Annotated in this window: 19 protein-coding genes; 9 read left to right on the forward strand and 10 right to left on the reverse strand. The window is 65.1% G+C overall.

Annotated features, from left to right (window positions below):
- Window positions 1–109: 109 nt before the first annotated feature.
- Window positions 110–1,771 (reverse strand): electron transfer flavoprotein-ubiquinone oxidoreductase, encoded by a 1,662-nt coding sequence (locus C8J30_RS06855; protein ID WP_110804965.1) that lies wholly within the window; start codon window positions 1,769–1,771, stop codon window positions 110–112.
- A 254-nt stretch (window positions 1,772–2,025) separates the two neighbouring features.
- Here C8J30_RS06855 and greA point away from each other — a divergent pair, with 254 nt between their 5' ends.
- Both greA and C8J30_RS06865 read left to right on the forward strand, forming a co-directional pair.
- The gene (gene greA, locus C8J30_RS06860; RefSeq protein ID WP_181420797.1) at window positions 2,026–2,496 is read left to right on the forward strand and encodes a transcription elongation factor GreA; all 471 of its coding nucleotides are present in this window, start codon (window positions 2,026–2,028) and stop codon (window positions 2,494–2,496) included.
- A 25-nt stretch (window positions 2,497–2,521) separates the two neighbouring features.
- On the forward strand, window positions 2,522–3,562 hold the full coding sequence (locus tag C8J30_RS06865; protein ID WP_110804966.1) for a hypothetical protein: 1,041 nt from the start codon (window positions 2,522–2,524) through the stop codon (window positions 3,560–3,562).
- 33 nt (window positions 3,563–3,595) lie between these two features.
- On the opposite strand, the gene C8J30_RS06870 is transcribed toward C8J30_RS06865, so the two are convergent.
- Window positions 3,596–5,041 carry a tryptophanase gene (locus tag C8J30_RS06870; protein ID WP_110804967.1) on the reverse strand — a complete coding sequence of 482 codons (1,446 nt, stop codon included), beginning with the start codon at window positions 5,039–5,041 and terminating at the stop codon, window positions 3,596–3,598.
- Window positions 5,042–5,206: 165 nt separating this feature from the next.
- Between C8J30_RS06870 and C8J30_RS06875 the strand changes: the two genes are divergently transcribed.
- The 5 genes from C8J30_RS06875 to C8J30_RS06895 all read left to right on the forward strand — a co-directional run bounded on the left by C8J30_RS06875 (window position 5,207) and on the right by C8J30_RS06895 (window position 11,819).
- Entirely contained in the window at window positions 5,207–5,419 is a 213-nt protein-coding gene (locus C8J30_RS06875) for a hypothetical protein (RefSeq protein WP_110804968.1), read from the forward strand.
- Window positions 5,420–5,818: 399 nt separating this feature from the next.
- On the forward strand, window positions 5,819–7,030 hold the full coding sequence (locus C8J30_RS06880) for an acetyl-CoA C-acetyltransferase (protein ID WP_110804969.1): 1,212 nt from the start codon (window positions 5,819–5,821) through the stop codon (window positions 7,028–7,030).
- Complete coding sequence (locus C8J30_RS06885) at window positions 7,030–7,527, forward strand: cupin domain-containing protein (protein ID WP_110804970.1); 498 nt, start codon at window positions 7,030–7,032, stop codon at window positions 7,525–7,527. The genes C8J30_RS06880 and C8J30_RS06885 overlap by 1 nt, the downstream gene beginning before the upstream one ends.
- Window positions 7,524–9,710, forward strand: a complete 2,187-nt coding sequence (locus tag C8J30_RS06890) for a 3-hydroxyacyl-CoA dehydrogenase NAD-binding domain-containing protein (protein WP_110804971.1) — start codon at window positions 7,524–7,526, stop codon at window positions 9,708–9,710. Before C8J30_RS06885 ends, C8J30_RS06890 begins: the two co-directional genes overlap by 4 nt.
- A 93-nt stretch (window positions 9,711–9,803) precedes the next feature.
- Window positions 9,804–11,819 carry a M3 family metallopeptidase gene (locus C8J30_RS06895; RefSeq protein WP_110804972.1) on the forward strand — a complete coding sequence of 672 codons (2,016 nt, stop codon included), beginning with the start codon at window positions 9,804–9,806 and terminating at the stop codon, window positions 11,817–11,819.
- Window positions 11,820–11,924: 105 nt separating this feature from the next.
- Here the strand turns inward: C8J30_RS06895 and C8J30_RS06900 are convergent, their stop codons facing one another.
- Window positions 11,925–12,806: a cation diffusion facilitator family transporter gene (locus C8J30_RS06900; protein ID WP_110804973.1), complete on the reverse strand. Its 882-nt coding sequence runs from the start codon at window positions 12,804–12,806 to the stop codon at window positions 11,925–11,927.
- Between the two features lie 51 nt (window positions 12,807–12,857).
- Window positions 12,858–13,397: an SH3 domain-containing protein gene (locus tag C8J30_RS06905; protein WP_181420798.1), complete on the reverse strand. Its 540-nt coding sequence runs from the start codon at window positions 13,395–13,397 to the stop codon at window positions 12,858–12,860.
- Between the two features lie 168 nt (window positions 13,398–13,565).
- Here C8J30_RS06905 and C8J30_RS06910 point away from each other — a divergent pair, with 168 nt between their 5' ends.
- On the forward strand, window positions 13,566–14,552 hold the full coding sequence (locus tag C8J30_RS06910) for a 2-hydroxyacid dehydrogenase (protein ID WP_110804975.1): 987 nt from the start codon (window positions 13,566–13,568) through the stop codon (window positions 14,550–14,552).
- Window positions 14,553–14,582: 30 nt separating this feature from the next.
- Here C8J30_RS06910 and C8J30_RS06915 read toward each other — a convergent pair whose 3' ends face one another.
- Window positions 14,583–15,176 (reverse strand): hypothetical protein, encoded by a 594-nt coding sequence (locus C8J30_RS06915; protein ID WP_110804976.1) that lies wholly within the window; start codon window positions 15,174–15,176, stop codon window positions 14,583–14,585.
- A gap of 340 nt (window positions 15,177–15,516) precedes the next feature.
- Here C8J30_RS06915 and C8J30_RS06920 point away from each other — a divergent pair, with 340 nt between their 5' ends.
- Entirely contained in the window at window positions 15,517–18,015 is a 2,499-nt protein-coding gene (locus C8J30_RS06920) for a GcvT family protein (protein WP_110804977.1), read from the forward strand.
- Between the two features lie 162 nt (window positions 18,016–18,177).
- Here C8J30_RS06920 and C8J30_RS06925 read toward each other — a convergent pair whose 3' ends face one another.
- From C8J30_RS06925 to carB, 5 genes are all read right to left on the reverse strand, one after another.
- Window positions 18,178–19,017, reverse strand: a complete 840-nt coding sequence (locus C8J30_RS06925) for a GH25 family lysozyme (protein WP_110804978.1) — start codon at window positions 19,015–19,017, stop codon at window positions 18,178–18,180.
- 97 nt (window positions 19,018–19,114) lie between these two features.
- A complete protein-coding gene (locus C8J30_RS06930; RefSeq protein WP_110804979.1) occupies window positions 19,115–19,474 on the reverse strand; it encodes a carboxymuconolactone decarboxylase family protein in 360 nt (119 codons plus the stop codon).
- Between the two features lie 44 nt (window positions 19,475–19,518).
- Window positions 19,519–20,592, reverse strand: coding sequence for an NAD(P)/FAD-dependent oxidoreductase (locus C8J30_RS06935; protein WP_110804980.1), 1,074 nt, complete (start codon window positions 20,590–20,592; stop codon window positions 19,519–19,521).
- A gap of 248 nt (window positions 20,593–20,840) precedes the next feature.
- Window positions 20,841–21,542 carry a porin gene (locus tag C8J30_RS06940; RefSeq protein ID WP_110804981.1) on the reverse strand — a complete coding sequence of 234 codons (702 nt, stop codon included), beginning with the start codon at window positions 21,540–21,542 and terminating at the stop codon, window positions 20,841–20,843.
- Window positions 21,543–21,704: 162 nt separating this feature from the next.
- Entirely contained in the window at window positions 21,705–25,037 is a 3,333-nt protein-coding gene (carB, locus tag C8J30_RS06945; RefSeq protein ID WP_110804982.1) for a carbamoyl-phosphate synthase large subunit, read from the reverse strand.
- Window positions 25,038–25,094 lie beyond the last annotated feature (57 nt).

Here is a 25,094-nt window from a genome sequence, read left to right on the forward strand (position 1 = left end):
GATGGGTCCTTATGCTCGGGCTGCCGCAAAAGGTAGCGAGGCCCATCGTGCAAAGCAATCGGGGGAGGCATTCGCCTCCCCCGCAACACGCCGATGTGACGCGCAAGACTCACATATTGGGGTAGTTCGGGCCGTCGCCGCCCTGCGGCGTGGTCCAGGTGATGTTCTGCGACGGGTCCTTGATATCGCAGGTCTTGCAGTGCACGCAGTTCTGGAAGTTGATCTGGAAGCGGGCCTGATCGCCTTCGCCCAGCACTTCATAGACGCCCGCCGGGCAGTAGCGCTGCGCCGGTTCCGCATAGTCGCGCAGGTTCACCGCGATCGGCACCGACGGGTCCTTCAGCCGCAGGTGGCAGGGCTGGCTTTCCTCGTGGTTGGTGAAGGCGAAGCTGACGTTGGTCAGCCGGTCGAAGCTGATCTTGCCATCCGGCTTCGGATAGTCGATCGGCGCGAAATCCTTCGCCTTGCCGGTATGGGCGGCATCGGTCTTCTTGTGCTTGAGCGTGCCGAAGAACGAGAAGCCGAAAAGCGAGTTCGTCCACATGTCGAGCCCGCCGAGGAACATCGACGCCCAGATCCCCCACCACGACCACATCGGCTTGACGTTGCGCACCGGGATCAGGTCTTTCGCGATCGGACCCGAACGCACATCGGCTTCGTAATCCACGAGTTCGTCGCCCTCGCGCCCGGCCTTGATCGCCTTCGCGGCGGCTTCGGCGGCGGCAATGCCCGAGAGCATCGCATTGTGGTTGCCCTTGATCCGCGGCACGTTCACGAAGCCAGCCGAGCAGCCCAAGAGCGCGGCCCCCGGCACCGTCAGTTTCGGGATCGACTGCCAACCGCCTTCCGAGATCGCCCGCGCCCCATAGGCCACGCGCTTGCCGCCTTCCAGCAGCTGCGCGACCATCGGGTGGTGCTTGAAGCGCTGGAATTCCATGTAGGGCGACAGATAGGGGTTCTGGTAGTTCAGGTGAACCACGACCCCGATGTAGATCTGATTGTTCTCGATATGGTAGATGAACGACCCGCCGCCCGCATTGTGGTCGAGCGGCCAGCCCATCGTGTGGCTGACGGTGCCCTCGCGGTGCTTCTTCGGGTCGATCTCCCAGATTTCCTTCATGCCCAGACCGAATTTCTGCGGGCATTTGCCGTCCGAAAGGTTGTAGCGCTCGATCAGCTGCTTCGAAAGCGATCCGCGCACGCCTTCAGCGAGGAAGACATATTTGCCGCGCAGTTCCATGCCCGGCTCGTAGTTCGGACCGGGCGTGCCATCCGCGGCCAGACCCATCTCGCCCGCGACGACCCCGGCGACGCGGTCCTTGCCGTTCGCGTCCTTGTCCCAGACGAGTTCCGAGCAGGACATGCCCGGGAAAATCTCGACGCCCATCCCCTCGGCCTGTTCGGCCAGCCAGCGGCAGACATTCGCCATCGAGACGATGTAATTGCCGTGATTCGACATCAGCCCCGGCATCGGCCAGTTCGGGATCCGGGTCTGACCGGCCGCCGACAGCAGGAAGAAGTTGTCTTCCTTGACCGGCGTCTTGATCGGCGCGCCCTTTTCCTTCCAGTCCGGAATGAGCTTGTTCAGCCCGCGCGGGTCCAGAACGGCGCCCGAAAGGATATGCGCGCCCACTTCCGAGCCCTTTTCGAGCACGACCACGTTCAGATCGGGGTCGATCTGCTTGAGCCGGATCGCCGCAGAAAGACCCGACGGACCGGCCCCCACGATCACCACATCGTATTCCATCGACTCGCGTTCGATTTCGGCCATATCGGGGGGCTCCTTCGTTCAGGCAGCAGCAGCGCGTTCCGGCGACGTGGTAACGCGAATGAGAACATGAAGCAATTGTTACGCAGCGCCGCGACGCAACAATCTTTCGCATCTGCAGAAAAGACACGCCCGCCCGGATGCGGCACCCGGTCGGCGGAAAACGCCCTGCCACCCTTGACACCGGACCCGCTTGGCGGATTTACCTCACAGGGCTAAGAAGAAGAATTGTCAGCCAGCACAGGTCAAGCACCTCCATGGAAAAGATACCGATGACGCGCGCCGGTTACGACGTGCTCGACGAGGAACTGAAAACGCTGAAGTCCGTGGAACGGCCGACCGTCATCAAGGCGATCGCCGAAGCCCGCGAGCATGGCGACCTTTCCGAAAACGCCGAGTATCACGCCGCCCGTGAAAAGCAGAGCTTCGTCGAGGGTCGGATCAAGGAACTCGAATCGATTCTGAGCCGGGCCGAGGTGATCGACACGGTGAAGCTGTCGGGCTCGATCAAGTTCGGGGCCACGGTGACGCTTGTCGACGAGGATACCGACGAAGAACGCACCTATCAGATCGTCGGCGAACACGAGGCCGATCTGGAACGCGGTCTTCTGAACATCAAGTCCCCCCTTGCGCGCGCGCTGATCGGCAAGGACGAAGGCGACAGCGTCGAAGTTCGCACTCCGGGCGGGCAGCGCAGTTACGAGATCCTGTCGGTCCGCTTCCTGTAAGCGGACCCCGGTCAAGGATGGCGAGATGGGCGAGCCCCAGTCCGAGCGCAAGACCCCTGAAAGCGGTGCGGTGGCATGGTCGCCTGCGCCGCTGCCGTCTGCTGTGCCGTCGAACCGCACCGAATGGGTCGCGGGGGGGCTGACGGCGCTCTGGCTGGCGCTTGTGGGTGCGTTCTGGCTCTTCATGCCCTCGGGCGATGCGACCGGGCTGAATGCCGCCTCGCTGGTGATGACGGTGGTGGGCGTCGTGCTGCCGGTGGTGATGATCTGGGTCGCCGCCGTCACCGCCCGCACCGCGCAGGAGATGCGCGCCGAGGCGCAGGCGCTGAAGGTCGCACTCGAGGCGATGCGCTCGGCCTGGCTCAACCAGACCCAGATCCGCGGCGGTCAGGCGCTGGAAAAGAAGCTCGACGAGGTGGCGATCGCCGCGCGGCAAGCGGAATCGGCGCTGGCGACCTTTTCGACCCGGCGCGACAGTGCCGCCGCCCACCCCCCGGCCGATCGCAAGGCGGCACTGCCCACGCCGAAGCCCGCGGTTCCGGTTGACGACCAGCCGACGCTTGCGCTCGGCACACCGGCCGAAGACCTCAAGCCGCCGGTTTCGGTCGCGGATTTCATCCGCGCGATGCAGTTCCCCGACAATGCCGAGGACAAGGAGGGCTTCCGCGCCCTGCGCCTTGCGCTCGAAGACCGGACGATGGCGAAATTGCTGCGCGCCGCGCAGGACGTGCTGAACCTGCTGGCGCAGGACGGCATCTACATGGACGATCTGAAACCCGACCGCGCCCGGCCCGAGCTGTGGCGCCGCTTCGCCAAGGGCGAGCGCGGCCGCGAGATCGCGGCGCTGGGTGGCGTGCGGGATCGCTCGTCCTTGGCGCTGACCTCGGGGCGGATGCGCACGGACACGATCTTCCGCGACGCGGCGCATCATTTCCTGCGCCAGTTCGACCGCACCTTCGTGGAATTCGAGCAGAACGCCAGCGATCAGGAAGTGGCGGAACTGGCCGAAACCCGCACCGCCCGCGCCTTCATGCTGTTGGGGCGCGTCACTGGCACCTTTGATTGAGGATCGGGGCCCGAAGGCCCCGACCTTTCGACCTTACAGGCTGTCGCCGAAATCGGCGCGGAATTTCGCCGCCAGTTTCTGCTGCCAGTCGCCCACCGGATCAAGCCGCCCGTAGAAGAAGCGCAGGATCTCCGGTTCCTCGACAAAGACCAGCCCGCCAACCAGATCGCGGTTCTGATAGAGCCAGTCGATCCGGTCGATCGCGTATTTGACCTGAGACAGCGTGAACACCCGCCGCGGCATTGCGAGGCGCAGCAGTTCCATGTTCGAATAGACTTCCGTGCCGTCCGGGTTGCGCTGCTCGGAGAGCGAGCCCCGCTCCATGCCCCGAATGCCCGAGGCGATGAACAGCGCGGACGCCAGCGCCCCCGCCGGATATTGCGATTGCGGAATATGCGGCAGGAAGCGCATCACATCGATATGGCAGCCGAGGCCCCCGGGCGGCGTGATGACGGGCACACCGCGTTTGACCAGTTCGGTCACCATGTAGTCGATGAAGAGCGGGCCTTGCGAAATCATGTCCACGTCCATGGTTTCTTCAAGGCCGACGGTCAGCGCCTCGATTTCCCGCACCGACATGCCGCCATAGGTCAGGAAGCCCTCGTAGAGCGGCACCAGCACCCGCATCTTGCGGTAAAGTTCCTCGGAGCGGATGCAGATCGCCCCGCCGCGGGCACAGCCCAGCTTGCGCGCCGAGAAATAGATCACGTCGCACAGATCGGCGATCTGCCGGGTGATCTCGGCGATGCTCAGATCCTTGCAGCTTTCCTCGCGGGTCTTGTTGAACCACAGGTTGTCGGCCAGGAGCGAGGCATCGAGCACGAAGATCATCCCGTGCTTGTCGCAGGCGGCACGGATCTCGCGCAGGTTGGCGATCGAGATCGGCTGCCCGCCGATCAGGTTCGTCCCCGCCTCCATCCGCACGAAGGCGATCTTCTCGGCGCCATGCGTGGCGACAAGGCCTTCGAGCTTGGAAATATCCATGTCGCCCTTGAACGGATGGGTCGAGGTGACCTCAAGGCCGCGATCGTAGGGGATTTCCTCGACCGAACCGCCGTTCAGCACGATATGCGCCTTGGTGGTGGTGAAGTGGTAGTTCATCGGCACGATCGTGCCCGGCTTCACCAGCACCTGGCTCAGGATGTTTTCGCAGGCGCGGCCCTGGTGGGTCGGCAGGATGAAGTTCATCCCGAAGAGTTCGACCAGTTTCGCCGCGAATTTCTCGTAGGTGGCGGAACCGGCATAGCTGTCGTCGGCCACCATCATCGCCGCCATCTGCCGGTCGGACATCGCGTTCACGCCGCTGTCGGTCAGCATGTCCATGAACACGTCGCGGTTTTGCAGCAGGAAGGTGTTGTTGCCCGCCGCGGCGATCGCCGTCAGCCGGTCCTCGATCGGCGCGAGGGTGAGCTTCTGCACCACCCGCACCTTGTGCATTTCAAGCGGTACGGTATCGCCGCTGTAGAATTTCACGACCATGTTGTCCTCCCGGGCCGGTGGCCCTGTTTCCCGCCGCGATTGAGCGCCAGAGCACGGCCGCGATCAATCCGGTGCGGCTGCGGCACAAGATCACGGCAAGGATCCGTGCCCTCTGGCCTTCGCGGGTCCGCCCGCTTAGCTTGGCGGGGCAACAAGGACTTGCCCATGCCCAAACGCCTGCGCCTGACGCGCCGCTTTCCGGTCTCGCTGACGAATGATGCCTATCGCGCCCTGCACCGCTTCGCCGAAGAGGCCGGGCTGAGCCCGGACGAGGCGCTGTGCTTCCTCTTCGAGCATTTCAACTCGGTCACGCATCATGAAAATCTGACGGTGCGGCTGCGGCTCTTCAAGGCGGAACTCGAAGATCGCAAGGCCTGAGGGCGCGCTTGGGGCCTGCGGCGGCAAGGGCGTATTTGGGCCAAGAAGAAATGGCAATCGCAAGACGGGTGGGGCGGATGCGCCCCGGCTGACGGAGGTCACTCAAGCCTCTGAGGAAGGTCATCCCACGCGCCGGGGCGACTTCTCCTTGGGCGGTCATCGGCTCGCCAGCCTGTACCGCAGGGTGAGCCTGACAGAGTTTGGTTACCTAAAGATTTCGCTCTTTCTTCTTGGTCCAAATACGCCCCTTTGCGACCTCTCCGCTGCGGGCCTTCGTGACGTTGCGCCACTTCGTCGCCAAGCTAGTTACGCGCACGTCAATTCGTTGCAATATGTCTGCCGACGCGGGGCTTCCCGCGAGGGGAGCAGGCCCGGTTTCGTCCGGGCAGAGGAGGAACGATGACCGAAGCCTATATCTATGACGCCTGCCGCACGCCGCGGGGCAAGGGGCGCGCTGATGGCAGCCTGCATGAAGTGACCTCGGTCGCGCTCTCGGCGCGGCTTCTCGATGCGGTGGCAGAACGCAACGGCCTGACCGGGCATGCGGTCGAGGATGTGATCTGGGGCAATGTCACGCAGGTGGGCGAGCAGGGCGGCTGCCTTGCGCGCTCGGCGGTGCTGCTCTCGGGGCTCGATGAATCGATCCCCGGCCTCTCGATCAACCGTTTTTGCGCCAGCGGAATGGAGGCAGTGAACCTTGCCGCCAACCAGGTCAAGGCAGGCGCGGGCGCGGCCTATATCGCGGGCGGCGTCGAGATGATGAGCCGCGTCGCGATGGGCTCGGACGGGGCGGCGATCGCCGTTGACCCCTCCCTCGCGATGAAGACCTATTTCGTGCCGCAGGGGATTTCGGCCGATGTGATCGCCACCGAATATGGCTTCACCCGCGAGATGGCCGATGCCCTGGCGGTCGAGAGCCAGCGCCGCGCCGCCGAGGCCTGGGCCGAGAACCGTTTCGCGAAATCCATCGTTCCGGTGCGCGATCAGAACGGTCTGATCATCCTTGAGCGTGACGAATATCTGCGCCCGGGAACCACGATGGAAGACCTGGCCAAGCTCAAGCCCGCCTTCAAGGACATGGGCGAGGTGATGCCCGGCTTTGACAAGGTGGCGATGCTGAAATACCCGCATCTGGAGCGGATCGAGCATATCCATCATGCGGGCAACTCCAGCGGCATCGTCGATGGCGCGGCGGCCGTGCTGATCGGCTCGAAGGAATTTGGTGAGGCGCATGGGCTGAAACCCCGCGCCCGCATTCGCGCGACGGCGAAGATCGGCACCGATCCGACGATCATGCTGACCGGCCCGGTGCCCGTCACCGAGAAGATCCTGCGCGACAGCGGCATGAGCATCTCTGACATCGACCTTTTCGAGGTGAACGAGGCTTTTGCCGCCGTCGTTCTGCGCTTCATGCAGGCCTTCGACGTGGGGCAGGACAAGGTCAACGTGAACGGCGGCGCGATGGCATTGGGCCATCCGCTTGGCGCGACCGGGGCCATCATCATCGGCACGCTGCTCGATGAGCTCGAACGTCGCGACCTGTCCACGGGCCTCGCGACGCTCTGCATCGCGTCGGGCATGGGCGCGGCCACGATCATCGAGAGGGTCTGATGCCGAAGCTCGACCCGTCCAAGGCGCCGGTGAAGACCGGCTCGATCTACCCGGCGCCCTACGCCGCGCAGATGGCGGGGCGGTCCTCGATCCGGTTCGGGGATCTGGCCGGGCTGACGCAGTTCGGCGTCAATATCGTGACGCTGGAACCCGGCGCTGCGGCCTCGCTGCGGCACTGGCACCTGTGCGAAGACGAATTCGCGCTGGTGCTGGAAGGCCGTCTGACGCTGATCGAGGACGACGGCGAGACCGAGATGGGCCCGGGCGATTGCGCGGCGTGGAAGGCGGGCGTGCCGAACGGGCATCGCTTCGTCAACCGCTCGGACGCACCGGGGAAATTCCTGATCGTCGGGACCAAGGCCGCCGAGGAGGTGGCGACCTATTCCGACGTCGACATGCAGATTCACATTGCGGGCGGCAAGGCCCGCTTCACCTACCATGACGGCAGCGACTGGGCGGGCCCCCGCGACCTTGCGCCGAAGGGAGAGAGCAAATGACCGATTTTACCTGTGATCTGGGCGCCGATGGCGTCGCCGTCATCACCTGGGACGTGGCCGACAAGTCGATGAACGTGATGAGCCTCGAGGGCTTTGCCCAGCTCAGCGCGTTGGTTGACGGCTGTTTGGCCGATCCGGCCTGCAAGGGCATCGTGCTGACCAGCGGCAAGAAGGATTTCGCCGGGGGCATGGACCTGAACGTGATCGCGAAGATGCGCGCAGGCGGGGCCGAGGCGATCTTTGCGGGCGTGATGCAGATGCATGCCGTGCTGCGCAAGATCGAGCGCGCGGGGATGGACCCGAAGACGCTGAAAGGGGCCAAGCCGATCGCCTGCGTCCTGCCGGGCACGGCGCTTGGCATCGGGCTGGAACTGCCGCTGTCGTGCCACCGCATCTTTGCCGCCGAGAACCCGAAGGCGAAGATCGGCCTGCCCGAGATCATGGTCGGCATCTTCCCGGGCGCGGGCGGCACGACGCGGCTGGTGCGCAAGATGGGCGCGATGATGGCGGCGCCGTTCCTGCTGGAAGGCAAGCTGAGTGATCCGAAGGCCGCGAAAGCCGCGGGCATCATCGACGAGGTTTGCGCCGATCCGATGGCCGCCGCGCGCGACTGGGTGCTGAAAGCCACCGACGCCGATCTGGTCAAGCCCTGGGATGCCAAGGGCTACAAGATGCCGGGCGGTGCCCCCTATCACCCCGCGGGCTTCATGACCTATGTCGGCGCCAGTGCCATGGTGCATGGCAAGACGATGGGCGTTTACCCGGCCGCCAAGGCGCTCCTGTCCGCGGTTTATGAAGGCGCGCTTGTGCCCTTCGATCAGGCGCTGCGGATCGAGGCGCGCTGGTTCACGAAAGTTCTGATGAACCCGTCCTCGGGCGCGATGATCCGCTCGCTCTTCATCAACAAGGAGGCGCTGGAAAAAGGCGCGAACCGGCCGAAGGTCGCCGATCAGTCGGTGACGAAGCTGGGCGTTCTGGGGGCGGGGATGATGGGGGCGGGCATCGCCTATGTTGCCGCCAATGCCGGGATCGAGGTCGTGTTGATCGACGCGAGCCAGGAGGCCGCCGACCGTGGCAAGTCCTATTCGACCGGCATCCTCGACAAGGGCATTCAACGCCGCAAGGTAACCGAGGCGAAGAAGGCCGAGGTTCTGGACCGTATCACCGCCACCACCGATTATGCCGCGCTGGCGGGTTGCGATCTGGTCGTCGAGGCGGTCTTCGAAGATCCGAAGGTCAAGGCCGAGGTGACGGCGAAAGCCGAAGCGGTGATCGGCGCGGGGGCGATCTTTGCCACCAACACCTCGACCCTGCCGATCTCGGGTCTGGCGAAGGCCAGCCAACGCCCGGCGAATTTCATCGGCATTCACTTCTTCAGCCCGGTCGACAAGATGAACCTTGTCGAGATCATCCGCGGCAAGGACACCGGCGAGGTCGCCGTGGCGAAGGCGCTCGATTTCGTCCGCGCCATCCGCAAGACGCCGATCGTCGTCAATGACGCCCGCTTCTTCTACGCCAACCGCTGCATCATCCCCTATATCAACGAGGGCATCCGCATGGTGGCCGAGGGGGTGAACCCGGTGCTGGTGGAAAATGCCGCGAAACTGGTCGGCATGCCGCTGGGGCCCCTGCAGCTGGTCGACGAAACCTCGATCGATCTTGGGGTGAAGATCGCCAAGGCGACCAAGGCCGCGATGGGCGACGCCTATCCCGATGGCGCGGTGGACGAGGTCGTGTTCTGGATGGCCGAACAGGGGCGGCTGGGCAAGAAGGCCGATGCGGGCTTTTACACTTATGACGCAGGCAAGCGCGGCGGCATGTGGGACGGTCTTTCGGCGCAATATCCCCGCGCCGCGGATCAACCCGACCTGACCCATGTGCAGCACCGTCTGCTGATGGTGCAGGTGCTCGAAGCCGTCCGCGCCTTCGAACAGGGCGTGCTGACCGACATCCGCGAAGGCGACGTCGGCGCGATCCTTGGCTGGGGCTTTGCGCCCTGGTCGGGCGGCCCCTTCGCCTGGCTCGACATTCTGGGCGCGGCCCGGGCGGTCGAGATCTGCGACGGGCTTGCCGCTCAATACGGCGCCCGGTTCGAACCCCCCGCGCTTTTGCGCGACATCGCGGCCAAGGGCGACAGTTTCTACGCCCGCTTCGGTGCCGGCACGGCGGCAAAGGCCGCCTGAGCCAAACGAAAACGCGAGCAGGGGCGGTGCCATGGGCATCGCCCCTTTTCCTTTGCCCCGGCGCGTCCTAGCTTTCCGCCAAAGGAGTTCCGCATGACCAATCCCGTTCTGGCCGAGGGCCTTGGCCCCTTCGCCCTTCCCGATTTCGCCGCGATCACCGACGCCGATTTCGCCCCCGCCTTCGATCAGGCACTGACCGAGGCCCGCGCGAATATCGCTGCCATCGCCGCCAACCCGGAGGCGCCGAGTTTCGCCAATACGATCGAGGCGCTGGAACAGGCCGAGGGGCTGCTCGACCGGGTGGCGGGCGTTTTCTACAACCTCTCGGGCGCCGACAGCACCCCCGCGCGCGAGGCGCTGATGCGCGATCTGGCGCCGAAAATGGCGGCCTTCGCTTCCGAAGTGACGATGAACCGTCCGCTCTTCGCCCGTGTCGAGCGGCTGTGGGAGATGCGCGAAAGCCTGGAGCTGACCCCGGAACAGGCCCGGGTGCTGGAGCTCTATTTCAAGATGTTCGTGCGATCGGGCGCGGCGCTGCAGGGCGTCGATGCCGAGCGGATGACCGAGATCAAGGAACGGCTGGCGGTGCTTTCGACCGCGTTTTCGCAGAACCTGCTCGCCGATGAACGCGACTGGTTCCGCCCGCTCGCCGAAGACGAACTGGAGGGTCTGCCCGATTTCGTCGTGGCCGCCGCCAAAGCCGCCGGGGCGGAGCGCGGGCAGGACGGCCCGGTGCTGACGCTCAACCGCTCTCTGATCGTGCCGTTCCTGCAATTCTCGTCGCGCCGCGATCTGCGCGAGACCGCCTATGAGGCCTGGGTGGCGCGCGGCGCGAATGGCGGGCCGACCGACAACCGGGTGATTGCCGCCGAAATCCTGAACCTGCGCGAAGAACGCGCGAAGCTTTTGGGTTACGACAGCTTCGCCGCCTACAAGCTGGAACCCGAGATGGCGAAGACGCCCGAAAACGTCCGCGATCTCTTGATGCGGGTCTGGACGCCTGCCAAGGCCCGGGCCGAGGCCGATGCTGCGAAGCTGACGGCGATGATGCATGCCGACGGCATCAATGGCGATCTGGAGGCCTGGGACTGGCGCTACTATTCTGAAAAGCGCCGCGTGGCCGAGCATGATTTCGACGAGGCGGCGCTGAAACCCTATCTCTCGCTCGACGCGATGCTGGGCGCGATGTTCGACACGGCCAACCGGCTCTTTGGCCTCGACTTCCGCCCGATCGCGGGGCCGTTCTACCACGCGGATGTGCGCGGCTGGGAGGTCAGCCGCAAGGGCCGCCATATCGCGGTGTTTCTGGGCGATTACTTTGCGCGGCCCTCGAAACGCTCGGGCGCCTGGTGTTCTGCGATGCGGTCGCAAAAGAAGCTGGGCGGCGAGACGCGGCCGATTGTGGTGAACGTGTGCAACTTCGCCAAGGGCGATCCCTGCCTGCTGTCCTATGACGATGCGCGCACGCTGTTTCACGAATTCGGCCATGCGCTGCATCAGATGCTCTCCGATGTGACCTATCAGTTCGTCTCGGGCACCTCGGTCGCGCGGGACTTCGTGGAGCTGCCGAGCCAGCTTTACGAACATTGGATGGAAGTGCCCGAGGTGCTGGAAAAGCACGCCCGCCACTGGCAAACCGGCGAGGCGATGCCGAAGGCTTTGCTCGACAAGCTGCTTGCGGCGGCGACCTATGATCAGGGCTTCCTGACGGTCGAGTTCGTCGCCTCGGCGCTGGTCGATCTGGCCTTCCACGAAGGCGCGGCCCCGGCCGATCCGATGGCGCTGCAAGCGCAGGTGCTGGCCGAGATCGGGATGCCGAAAGCGATCCGGATGCGCCATGCCACCCCGCATTTTGGCCATGTCTTCAGCGGTGACGGTTATTCCTCGGGCTATTACAGCTACATGTGGTCCGAGGTGATGGATGCCGATGCCTTTGCGGCTTTCGAGGAAACCGGCAATGCCTTCGACCCGGCCACGGCCGAGCGGCTTGAACGCTGCATCCTGTCGGTCGGCGGCTCGGTGCCTGCCGATGCGGCCTGGATGGCCTTCCGGGGCAAGACCCCGGGGGTCGAGGCGCTGCTGAAAGGCCGGGGCCTCGTGGAGGCCTGAGAAAAGGGCGTATTTGAGCCAAGAAGAAACCCTGTGCTTCTTCTTGGGGAAAATACGCCGGGGGGAGCCTCCGCAGGAGGCCGGGAGGCAGCGCCCCCGCCTTCGTCAGCCTTGCCAGACATCCATGTGAATGATCACATCGGTCTGCGGATAGGCCTCGCGGATCGCGCGTTTCAAACTGCGCGCGATCGCATGGGCGGCGTCGAGGGTCTGCTCGCCGTCAAGTTCGATATGGATCTGCACGAAGACACGCGCGCCCGCGGTGCGGGTGCGCAGATCGTGGTGGCCGCGTACCCCGGGCCAGAGATCGGCAATGTTCGAAATGCCCTGCACCAGCTCGGCGGGGGCGGCGCGGTCCATCAGCGCGTGCCAGCTGGAAATCCCGATGTGCAGCGCGCCGCGCAGCATCAGAAGGGCGGCCAGAATCGCGATCACGCTGTCCGCCCGCGACCAGCCGAACCGGGCCGAGAGGCCGAGCGCCAGAATTGCGCCGACCGTCGGCAAGAGATCGCCCACGTAATGCAGCATGTCGGCGGCCACGACCTTGTTGCCGGTCTGCCGCGCCACCCGGCGTTGCCAGAGCACCAGTGCCGCCGTCAGAGCCGCCGAAACCGCCATCACCGCAATGCCCGCCCCTTCGGCGGTCAGCGGCACCGAGGCGGCCAGAAGCCGCTCGACCGAGACCCAGAGGATCAGCCCGCCCGAGGCCGCGACAAAGATCGCCTGACCGAGCGAGACCAGATCCTCGACCGAGCTGTGCCCGAAGGTGTGGTCATCGTCCGCTGGTCGCGCCGCATAGACGATCGCCGCCAGACCTGCGGCCGAAACGAACAGATCCATCGCCGAATCGGCGAGCGAGGCGGCGATCGACAGGGCTCCGGTCGCCCAAAGCGCCCAGAGCTTCAGCACCACCAGCGTCGCTGCCACGGAAACCGAGGCAAACCCTGCCGAGATATTCAGCTTCTGAGCGGGACCATCATAGGGCATCGGCGACTCGGGATCAGGTTGCGGGCCCTGTCCCTAACCGATCCCCGTGCCTCAGTCACGGATTTCATCGGGGTCGACGCCCCAGATGGCGGTTTTTTGCACCCAGCCGTCGGCTTCCTCGGCGCTGATCTCGCACCACTCGAGCGTGCAATCCCCGAGTTTCGCCACTGCGCCCATTTCGGCCAGCGCCACCACCGCCGATTTCGCATCGGCGCGGGCGTGCAGCTCGGTCATGTCATCCTCGACGATCACCGTCCGCACCCCCGACAGCAGCGAGTAATGCACCCAGCCGCCCGCACCGTCGCGATCCTCGACCCGGCGCCAGTGGCCGAATTCGGCGGTGATCCGCAGCGGCATTCCGGCATGGGTGAAGACCCAGTCGATGCGGTGGCTGAGCGAGGGGCCGCGCCTTGCGTTGCCCTCGGAGCCCTTGAGCGAGACGTAGCGCGGCAAGGGCAGGTTGGTCACCGGACCGCGGCCGCTTTGCGTTGCCAGCGCCTGCGCCACGGCTTCTTCCGTGGGCGGCGGGCCGTCGTCGATTTCCTGCGCCGGTGCAGGCAGCGTGCCAAGTCCGAGCGTCAGGGCCAGCATCAGCCCCGGCAGCCTGCTTGACAGGTGTCGTTCACGATCGCGCGCGCAAGAAAATTGCGCTAACACGCCAAAAATCGTCATTTCTGCTCTCTCCGGGCCTTGTAACTTGCCCCTTTGACGGTCAATTTGCACCCAAGCACAGGAGTTTGGAAGAGAGGAGAGACAACCATGCCCGCACCGCGACTGAGTGTTGTCGTGACGCGACGGTTGCCCGAAGTGGTCGAGACGCGGATGAAGGAACTTTTCGACGTGACCCTGCGGGAGAGCGACGAAAAGATGGCCCGCGAAGAGCTGGTGGCGGCGATGCAAAGCGCCGACGTGCTGGTGCCGACGCTGACCGACCATATCGACGCCAACATGCTGGCAGGCGCGGGCAACCGCCTGCGTCTGATCGCGAATTTCGGCGCCGGAGTCGATCATATCGACGTCGCCTCGGCGCGCTCGCGCAATGTGCTGGTGTCGAACACGCCCGGCGTGGTGACCGAGGATACGGCCGACATGGTGATGTCGCTGATCCTTGGCGTGACCCGGCGTCTTCCCGAGGGGCTGGCGCAGATGGCCAGCGGCGAATGGCAGGGCTTTGCGCCCACGGCCAACCTTGGCGGGCGGATCGGCGGCAAGCGTCTGGGCATCATCGGCATGGGCCGGATCGGTCAGGCCGTCGCCCGTCGTGCCGCCGCCTTCGGGATGGAGATTCACTACCACAACCGCCGCCAGCTGCGCCCAGAGACCGAGGCCGAGCTGCAGGCGACCTGGTGGGAAAGCCTCGACCAGATGGTGGCGCGGATGGATGTGATCTCGGTGAACTGCCCGCACACGCCCTCGACCTTCCATCTGATCAACGCGCGGCGGCTGAAGCTGATGAAACCCTCGGTCGTCATCGTGAACACCTCGCGCGGCGAGGTGATCGACGAGAACGCGCTGGTGCGCGCGCTGAAGGCGGGCGAAGTGGCCGGGGCGGGGCTGGACGTTTACGAGCACGGCGCCAACATCAACCCGGCGCTGCGCGAACTGCCCAATGTGGTGGCGCTGCCGCATATGGGCTCGGCCACCCGCGAAGGTCGGATCGAGATGGGCGAAAAGGTGATCCTGAACATCAAGACCTTTGCCGATGGTCACCGGCCGCCGGATCTGGTCGTGCCCGGGATGCTGTAAGCGAAAGGGCGGCCCCCGGGGCCGCCCTTTTCACATCGTCAGCCGGATCTTGCGGCCCTGCTGGGCCTGTGAACTGACGGCCGCCAGCGAGAGCGTCGAATAGGCGCTTTCCTGCGACTGGGCAGCGTGCAACTGCTGCTGCATCTGTTCCACGGCACTCGGCTTGTCGGTCAGGCTGGTGCCGCGCTCGGCCCGGCCCTGCGCCAGAGCCTGCTCGGCCACCTTGCGCATCTCGGCATCCTGCGTCCGCGCATCGGGCCGACTCGCGGACAGATCGACCTTTTGCGCCAGGGGCGAGGTCTGTTCGATCATTGCGTTCAGTTCTTCGACATTGCCACCCGGCTTGCCGCCCGCCTGCTGCTCCTTGAGGATCTCGATCGGCGTCGGCTCGCGGTCCTTCATCTCGGTTTCGGCTTCGGTCGCGATTTTCTTGACCGAATAGACCGCCCCGGCCGGTTGGCTTTCGGTGCTGGCGATTTCCCGCTTCATCGTGTCGGCGGCGGTGTTTTCGGGCATCTTCGCCGCTTCCTGCGAGATGTCTCGGATGCCGCGCAGGGGCGTCGTGTCCCGGCTTTCGGCCAGTTCCGCAGGCCCCATGAGCGAGGCTTCGACGACATGACCCATCACGCCGCTGGTCGGACCCGGTCCGGCGCCCCAGGAGCTTGTGGAGGCGGGGGCGGCGACAGCCGCAGCGCTTTCGCCGCTTGAGCGGGAAGACCCCCGGGAAACGGCGGAGACGGAAGAGACGGCAGAGATGGACGCGATCATCGCAGGACAGCCTCTGAGCAATAAATACGAAGCGACTTTACACCCGATGGCCCCGCCAATCATCGTAAAGCTGTCTGAATGGTAAACCCGACCGGCCTTCATCGGTTTGTGTCGTTTTTAGCCAATAAATGTCGGCAACGCTTGCCCGAAGCTTCGCCAACCTGCGACAACGGGGGAAACGCTTCAGGAGTTCCCGATGAAGACCCATGTCAAAGCCCTTGTCGTCGGCGGTGGTGCCGTCGGCTGTTCGATCGCCTATCACCTTGCCAAGGCGGGCTGGGAGACGATGCTTGTCGAGCGCGACGAGCTGACCTCGGGCTCGACCTGGCACGCCGCCGGTCTGCTGCCGCTCTTCAACATGAGCTATGCGACCACCCACATCCACAAATACTCGGTCGATCTCTACAAGCAGCTGGAGGCCGAAACCGGCCTGAACGCGGGCTTCTCGGTCTGCGGCAACCTGCGCATGGCGCAGACGCAGGACCGGATGGATGAATACATGCTCTATTCCTCGGTCGCCGAGACCGCGGGCGTGTATCATGAATTCCTGACCCCCGCGCAGATCAAGGAGCGCTGGCCGCTCGTTCGCACCGACGACCTGAAGGGCGCGCTCTTCCACCCGCAGGACGGCTACATCAACCCGGCCGACGTGACCCAGGCGATGGCCAAGGGCGCCCGTCAGCGTGGCGTCGACATCGTGCGCAAGTTGCAGGTGAACGGCTACAAATGGACCGGCTCCGAGTGGATCGTGACGCTGGAAAAGATGGTCGAAAAGGGCGGCAACCTTGTGGGCTCCGGCGAGTTCGTCGACGTGCATGCCGAGCATGTGGTGACGGCGACGGGCAACCACGCGCAGCGCACCGCGCGGCTTCTGGGCATCAAGATCCCGGCGATTCCGGTCGAGCACCAGTTCATCGTCACCGAGCCCGATCCGATGCTGCAGGAATGGCGCAAGTCGAACCCGGAACACCCGGTTCTGCGCGATGCCGATGCGAAATGGTATGTGCGCGAGGAACGCGGCGGCTGGATCCTTGGGCCGTATGAAAAGGGCGCCCCGGCCCGCTTCCTCTATGACGTGCCGGAAACCTTCCGCGCCGACCTCTTCCCGCTCGATCTGGAGCGGATCGAGGCGGAATACATGTCGATGATCCACCGCCTGCCGTCCTCGGAAACGGTTGGTCTGAAAGACGACTTCAACGGCCCGATCTGCTACACGCCCGATGGCAACCCGCTCGTCGGCCCGGCGCCGGGGCTGCGCAACATGTGGCTGGCCGAGGGCTTTTCGTTCGGTATCACCGCCGCGGGCGGCACCGGCTATTACCTCGCCCAGCTGATGGTGAATGGCGAAGCCGAGATCGACATGGCCTCGCTCGATCCCAAGCGCTACGGCAACTGGATGACGACGGAATATGCCGCGCGCAAGAACGAGGAATGCTACGACCACGTCTTCATCCTGCACCACCCCGACGAAGAACGCGAAGCCTGCCGCCCGCTGCGCACCGCGCCCGCTTATGACCGCCAGCTCGCGCTCGGCGCGCAGATGGGTCAAGTGAACGGCTGGGAACGCCCGAACTACTATGGCCCGGTCGATGCGCCCGCCGATTTCGACCACAACAGCCGCAGCTTCCGCCGTGGCGCGTGGTGGCCCTATGCGGTCGAGGAAGCGAAAGCGATCCGTGACACTGCGGGGATCATCGACGCGGCGGCCTTCACCAAGCATCTGGTGCGCGGCGCGGGGGCGACGGCTTTCCTTGACCATTTCACCTGCAACAAGCTGCCTGCGGTGGGCCGGATCAACCTGACCTATGCGCTGACCGATGCCGGCACGACGCGGACGGAATACACCATCGTCCGTCTGGCCGAGAACGAATACTACCTGATCTCGGCTGGTGCCTGGACCGCCTATGACTATGACTTCCTGCAGAAATCCGCCGATGATTTCATGGCGGCCGGTGGCGGTCACATCGACATCCACGATGTCACCACGCAATGGGGCGTCTATGCGCTGGCGGGCCCCAATGCCCGCGCGATCCTGAACGAGATCGTCAAGGATGCGACCCCGGAGACGGTGCTTGGCAACAAGCGCTTCCCGTGGCTGAGTTGCCGCAACATCGAACTGGGCATGTGCCCGGTCCGCGCGATCCGCGTCGCCTATACCGGCGAGCTTGGCTGGGAACTGCACTACCCGATCGAATTCGGCCGCTACCTCTGGGATCTGATCTGGTCGGTCGGGCCGAAGCACGGGCTGAAACCGGTCGGCGCCCGCGCGCAGAACTGGCTGCGTCAGGAGAAATCCTACCGCGCCTTCGGCAACGAACTGGGCCGCGATGCGACGCCGATGGAGGCCGGTCTCGACCGCTTCATCGACCTCTCGAAGGACTTCCGTGGCAAGCAGGCGATGCTCGACACCGGCATCCGTGCGAAATGCGTGACGCTGCTCATCGACGGACCGTCGGACACCGATCCGTGGGGCAAGGAAGCGCTTATCCACAATGGCGAGAAGATCGGCCGTCTGACTTCGGGTGGCTGGTCGGTCGCCTTCGGCAAGCAGATCGGCATGGGCTATGTCCGCCCCGATCTGGCCGAGGTCGGCACCAAGCTGAAGGTGAAGATCCAGCTCAAGGAATGGGATGCGGTCGTCACCGAAGACAGCCCGCATGATCCGACGAACGCGCGCATCCGCAAGGATGGCTGAAACCAGCGGGCCGGGGGAAACCCCGGCCCGTTCGCTTTGGGGCTGCGGTCGCAAGGGCGTATTTGGGCCAAGAAGAAGCTGGGTGTGTTTCTTCTTGGCCCAAATACGCCGGGGGGTGAATTGGCCGAAGGCCGAGAGGGGGGCAGCGCCCCCCTTTTCCTGTCAGCGCTGGGCGCGGGCGGCGAGCCAGCTTTCCCACGCCCCGCGCGATCCGGCAAAGGCGTTGATGTCGACGATGCCGCCCACGCCCGGAACGACGCCGGTGCCGGTATATTGCCAGAAGGTCCAGCGCTCGCCCGGGTAGCGCTCGGACGGATGCGCTGTGACGGCGCGCAGCCAGAAATCCACCCCCGACATGCTGCCCAGATCGTTGTCGCGGTAGAAATCCGGGGTGGTGTAGACGACCGGCTGGGTGCCGTAATGGCGCTCGAGCAGGCTCAGGAAGGTGCGCATTTCCGACCGCACCCAGGCCGCATCGGGGCGCGCCTTGCAGCTGGGCGAATCGGGGTTCCACTCGATGTCGAGCACCGGCGGCAGATCGCCCGCCTGTTCGGGGACATTGCGGATGAACCAGGCCGCCTGTTCCGAGGCCGGGCGGCAGAAATAGTAGAAGTGATAGGCGCCGACCGGCACACCGGCCGCGCGCGCGGGGCCCGCGTTCTGTTCAAATCCCGGATCGACACGGTCGCCGCCCTCGGTCGCCTTCAGCCAGGCAAAGGACACCCCGGCCCGCCGGGCCGCGCGCCAATCGATCGCGCCCTGATAGCGCGAGGCATCAAGGCCATGCACCGCGTAGCGCGCGGGTGTGATGCCCTGCCAGTCATGCGGATCGGTGTCGCCAAAGCCCGAGGGCAGGCCGGGGGCGCGGAAATCGGCGGCATCCATGCCCGAGGGCGATTCGAGCCGCCCTTTCACCGGGCCATGATGCCCGCGCCCGTGATGGCCGCAGCCCATAACCAGCGCGCAAAGCGCCGTCGTGACGAGAATCGTTGAAATCCGCATGCCTGCCTCTGCCCGTGCTGGTCTGATTGGAGCAAAGGGTGACGCAAAACGCCCCCGCTGTCACGGGGGCGTGGCCGGGCTTGCGGAAATTTGACGCTCAGGCGCTGGTGGCGCCCGGCTGATCGGCGGCGAGTTCGTCCCAGCAGGCCAGCGCATGGGCCGCATACATCATCGCCGGGCCGCCGCCCATCTGGATCGCCACGGCGCAGATATCGGCCAGCTCTTCGCGCGTGCCACCCGCGCGCATCATCGCGCCGATGTGAAAGCCGATGCAGGGTTCGCAGCGTTGGGCGATGCCCATGGCGAGCGCGATCCATTCCTTCTGGCGCTTGTCCATCACGCCGTTCTCGGTGATGGCCTTTTCCATCTCGCCAAAGCCGCGCATCGCATCGGGGATGATCTTGCGCATCACGCGCAGCTCACCGCGCATCGTCTCGATCTTGGTCTTGTAGCTCATCTGGGCCTCCTTTTGAGACCTAGATATATTCATATTTTGGAATGTCAACCGAAACGCGACGGCGCGAGGTTGGACAGAAGCGCGCGGTCGAGCGCGGGCGGGCGGCCAGAGATCAGATCGGCCACCAGTTCCGCCGCTGCAGGCGCCAGCTGGAAGCCGTAGCCGCCCTGACCGGCCAGCCAGAAGAAGCCGGGCGCGGCCGCGTCAAAGCCGATCACCGGCGCGCGGTCGGGGGCGAAGGTGCGCAGCCCCGCCCAATTCGCCAGCAGCCGGGTCACCGGGGCGGTCACGGCCTCTTCATAGCGCGCCAGCCCCTCGGCCAGCACCATGTCGTCGGCCCAGGCATCATGCGGCTCGGCCGGGTCTTCGTCGGCGGGCGAGACGATCAGCGCCCCGGCATCGGGCTTCGTATACCAGTCCTCGCCGCCGCCGATCACCATCGGCCACGAGCGCACATCCATCCCCTCGGGCGCCGGGATCCGCGCCATCGAGCGGCGCAAGGGCGTGAAACCAAGGGGCTTGACCCCGGCGAGCGCGGCCACCTGATCGACCCAGGCGCCCGCCGCGTTGATCAGGATCTTCGCGGTGAAGACCGCGCCCCCGGCCTCGACCTCCCAACCCGCGGGGATGCGGGTGATCCGCGTCGCCCGCGCGCGGGTGCGGATCGTGGCGCCTGCGGCCCGCGCCTCGCGGGTGTAGCGGGCCAGAAGCGCATCGGTGTCGATGTCCTTGGCGCGCGCGGCATAACCGGCAAAGGCCACCGTCTCGGGGTTCAGGATCGGCCAAAGCGCCTGCGCCGCGGGGATCGTCAGTTCATCCAGTTGGAAATGGTCAAGATGATCGCGGAACCGCGCTTCGTGCGCGGCGTCATCCACCACCATCAGCCCGCGCGGGGTGAGCAGGCCGGAGCCCTCGTAGAATGCCTGCGACGCCAGCGACAGCGCCACCACGACCGGATTTCCGTAGCGCGGTTCGTAAAGCGCGGCCGAGCGCGCCGAGGCGTGATAGGCCAGATCGGCCTCGGCCTCGAGCAGGGTCGCCGTGCCGAGGGGGGCCAGATGGGCGGCCGCGGAAAGCCCCGCGATGCCACCGCCAAGAATGAGAAAATCGGTCTGCATGGCGGCAGGTTAGTGAGGAGCAAGCCGGTTGAAAAGGGAGATTGCATCGGGTCCATTGCCGGGCCTAGGCTGGGGACACCCAAGGAGGCTGCGATGAAACATGTTCTGATGCTTGGACTGCTGCTGACTTTGGCTGCCTGCGGTGACAGCGTGCCGCTGGTGCCGTTCCTCTGAACCGAAACGACCGGAACGAGGCTGCGTTCCGGTCGTTCTCGTATTGCGGGTGGGGCATTTTCCCCGGTCGTGGCTTAGAGTCCCGGCCAGATGGCCAGCAATCCGCGCTGCTCGAAGGTTGTCCCGCGCTTGGCTCCGAAGGTGACTTTGGCGCCAACGCCAAAGTAGGTTTCCGACCCGAAACCCTCGGCATCGGCGCTGCCGAGCTGGGCGGTCACGGCGAAGTTGTCCATGCGGTATTCCGCTTCCAACTGGGCCCGCGAGAGGTCGTAGCTGTCGACGTCGATATTGTCGTAGGAGGCGCCGAGCGTGAAGGCGTCGGTCGCTTTATAGGCGCCGCCGATCCCCATCAGCGTGCCATCTGCCAGCGGGTCGTTCATGTGCGAGACATAGACATTGCCGCTGAACTGGCCCTGCTCGAACCCGGCTTCCGCGCCATAGAAGGTATCGCCGTCGCCCTCGATCGAGTCACGGCCGATGAAGGCGCCGACCGAGGCGAATTCGCTGGCATGATAGATGCCATGCACCGCGGCACCGAAGGTATCGACATCGGTGAGCCCGAAATGGCCGATCGACATGTCACCCTGCAGGCTGAAATTGCGGTCGAAGCCAAGCTCGACGCTGCCGGAGAGCGCAGTCTTGTTCGCGGTGCCGCCGGTGTCGTCGGTGAAGGCGCTGTAATCGAGACCGAGGGTGGCCCCGGTGACGTCTGCGGCCTGAGCGACCGGGGCGCTGATCGCGCTGCATGCCAACATGCAAAGGAAAATGCGTTTCATTCCTGCCTCCAAATTTCTTGTCGGGCGGAACCTAGGCGGATCGAGGGGGCGAATCAACCCACGATTGCCGCTGGTGGTGGTGCCAGCATGTCGCAGCGCGAAATGTTGCGACGGACTACAAACTGTGGCGGCACGGAGCCGCTGGGGCTCCGTGCCTTGGGATCAGGCCTGCAGCGGCCGCACCGAGATTTCGCCCTCGGCACGGCTCTTCATCGCGGCGACAGCGGCGATGGAGGCGGCGGCGGTGGTGAAATAGGGGATCTTGTCGTAAAGCGCGACGGCGCGGATTTCCCGGCTGTCCGAAACCGACTGGTTGCCGTCGGTGGTGTTGAAGACCAGCGCGATATCGCCATTCTTCAGCCGGTCGACGATGTTCGGACGGCCCTCGTAGACCTTGTTCACCGCCTCGGCCTCGACGCCCTTTTCCTTCAGCCAGGCGCCGGTGCCGCGGGTGGCAATCAGCGTGAAGCCCATCGCGATCAGATCGCGGGCGGCATCGGCCAGATCATCCGACTTGTCGGCATCCTTGATCGACAGGAACACCCGGCCGCTTTCCGGCAGATGCGTGCCCGCGCCCATCTGCGCCTTGAGGAAAGCGCGCGGGAAGTTGCGGTCCCAGCCCATGACTTCCCCGGTCGAGCGCATTTCCGGCCCCAAGAGGGTATCGACGCCGGGGAAGCGGGCGAAGGGCAGCACCGCCTCCTTGACCGAGAACCACGGCGTGTTCGGATCGGCGAGCGTCAGCGGATCGGCGAAGGGCAGGGGCGTTTCCGGGCCGACGCCTTCGGGATAGGCGGCGCGCATCGGGAAATTCGCCATCGGCTCGCCCGCCATCAGACGCGCGGCGATCGAGGCAATGGCCGAGTCGGTGGCCTTGGCGACGAAGGGCACGGTGCGGCTGGCACGCGGGTTGACTTCCAGAACGTAGATCACCCCGTCCTTGATCGCGAATTGCACGTTCATCAAACCGACGACGCCAAGGGCGAGCGCCATTTTCTCGGTCTGCGCCTTCAGCTCCGCCACGGTTTCGGCCGACAGCGAATAGGGCGGCAGCGAACAGGCCGAGTCGCCCGAATGGACGCCCGCTTCCTCGATATGCTGCATGATGCCCGCGACATGGACGGTCTTGCCATCCGAGAGCGCATCGACATCGACCTCGATCGCGCCCGACAGATAGCTGTCGAGCAGCACCGGGCTGTCACCCGAGACATGCACGGCGGTGGTGATGTAGCGTTTCAGATGCTCGGTGTCGCGCACGATTTCCATCGCGCGGCCACCCAGCACATAGGACGGGCGAATGACGAGCGGATAGCCGACACGTCCTGCGATTTCAAAGGCTTGCGCCTCGGTCGAGGCGATGCCGTTGACCGGTTGCTTCAGCTCCAGATCGTTCAGCAGGTGCTGGAAGCGCTCGCGGTCTTCGGCAAGGTCGATCGCGTCGGGCGTGGTGCCAAGGATCGGAATGCCTTCGGCTTCGAGCGCATTCGCGAGCTTGAGCGGCGTCTGGCCGCCGAATTGCACGATCACGCCATGCAGCGTGCCGTTATCCTGCTCGACGCGCAGGATTTCCAGCACATGTTCCAGCGTCAGCGGCTCGAAATAGAGCCGGTCCGAGGTGTCATAATCGGTCGACACCGTTTCCGGGTTGCAGTTGATCATGATGGTTTCATAACCCGCCTTCGTCAGCGCGAAGCAGGCATGGCAGCAGCAATAATCGAACTCGATCCCCTGACCGATCCGGTTCGGGCCGCCGCCAAGGATGACGACCTTCTTGCGGTCGCTCGGCCGGGCCTCGCATTCGACATCGCCCATCGCCGGGACTTCGTAGGTCGAATACATGTAGGGGGTCTGCGCCTCGAATTCGGCGGCGCAGGTGTCGATGCGCTTGAAGACGGCGGTGACGCCCAGATTGCGGCGGGCGCGGCGGACCTGGCCCTCGTCGCGGCCGGTCAGCTTCGCCAGACGGGCATCGGTGAAGCCCATCATCTTCAGCTTGCGCAGGCCCTTTTCATCGAGCGGCAGGCCGGTCTTGCGGATCGCGGCCTCGGCCTCGACGATTTCGCGGATGCGGGCGAGGAACCAGGGATCGAAGGCGGTGGCCGCAACGATTTCGGCATCGGTCAGGCCGTGGCGCATGGCTTGCGCGATCAGGCGCATCCGGTCCGGGGTCTGGCGAGAGATCGCCTTGATCACCGCGGCCTTGTCGGGGGCGCCTTCGATGGCGATTTCGTCAAAGCCGGTCAGGCCGGTTTCCATCGAGGCGAGCGCCTTTTGCACCGATTCGTGGAAGGTCCGGCCGATCGCCATCGCCTCGCCTACCGATTTCATCGCGGTGGTCAGTTCCGGCTTCGAGCCGGGGAATTTTTCAAAGGCAAAGCGCGGGATCTTGGTCACGACATAGTCGATGGTCGGCTCGAACGAGGCGGGCGTGACCTTGGTGATGTCGTTGTCGAGCTCATCGAGCGTGTAGCCGACGGCGAGCTTCGCCGCGATCTTCGCGATCGGGAAGCCGGTGGCTTTCGAGGCCAGCGCCGAGGAGCGGCTGACGCGCGGGTTCATCTCGATCACCACCATGCGGCCATCGGCCGGGTTGATCGCCCATTGCACGTTCGAGCCGCCGGTTTCGACGCCGATCTCGCGCAGCACGGCGATCGAGCCGTTGCGCATGATCTGGTATTCCTTGTCGGTCAGCGTCAGCGCCGGGGCAACGGTGATGGAATCGCCCGTATGCACGCCCATCGGATCGACGTTTTCGATCGAGCAAACGATGATGGCATTGTCGGCTTTGTCGCGCACCACCTCCATCTCGTATTCTTTCCAGCCCAGGAGCGACTCGTCGATCAGCACCTGCGCGACGGGCGAGGCATCAAGCCCCGAACGCACGATGGCCTCGTAGTCGTCGCGGTTGTAGGCGACGCCGCCACCGGTGCCGCCCAGCGTGAAGGCGGGGCGGATGATCGCGGGCAGGCCGATGTGCTCAAGGTCGATCAGCGCCTGACGCACGCCCGCCGAGATGTCGTATTTGCCGTTTTCCAGCTTCGGCGCCGAGATGATCGTGGCTTTCGGGTTTTCGAGCCCGATCCGGTCCATCGCCTCGCGGAAAAGCTTGCGGTCTTCGGCCATCTCGATGGCCTCGCGGTTGGCGCCGATCAGCTCGACGCCGAATTTTTCCAAAACGCCCATGTCGGCCAGCGCCAGCGAGGTGTTCAGGCCGGTCTGCCCGCCCATCGTCGGCAGAAGCGCATCGGGGCGTTCCTTTTCGATGATCTTCGCGACAACTTCGGGGGTGATCGGCTCGATATAGGTCGCATCGGCCATTTCCGGGTCGGTCATGATCGTCGCCGGGTTCGAGTTCACCAGGATGACCCGGTAGCCCTCTTCGCGCAGCGCCTTGCAGGCTTGGGCGCCCGAATAGTCGAACTCGCAGGCCTGCCCGATGATGATGGGGCCCGCGCCGATGATGAGGATGGACTGGATGTCGGTTCTCTTCGGCATGGGGGACCCCTTTATGTCATGGCGCGGCAAGACGCACCGGGCCGTGGGGTCCGGTGC

The organism is Rhodobacter viridis (assembly GCF_003217355.1).
Taxonomy (GTDB): domain Bacteria; phylum Pseudomonadota; class Alphaproteobacteria; order Rhodobacterales; family Rhodobacteraceae; genus Rhodobacter; species Rhodobacter viridis.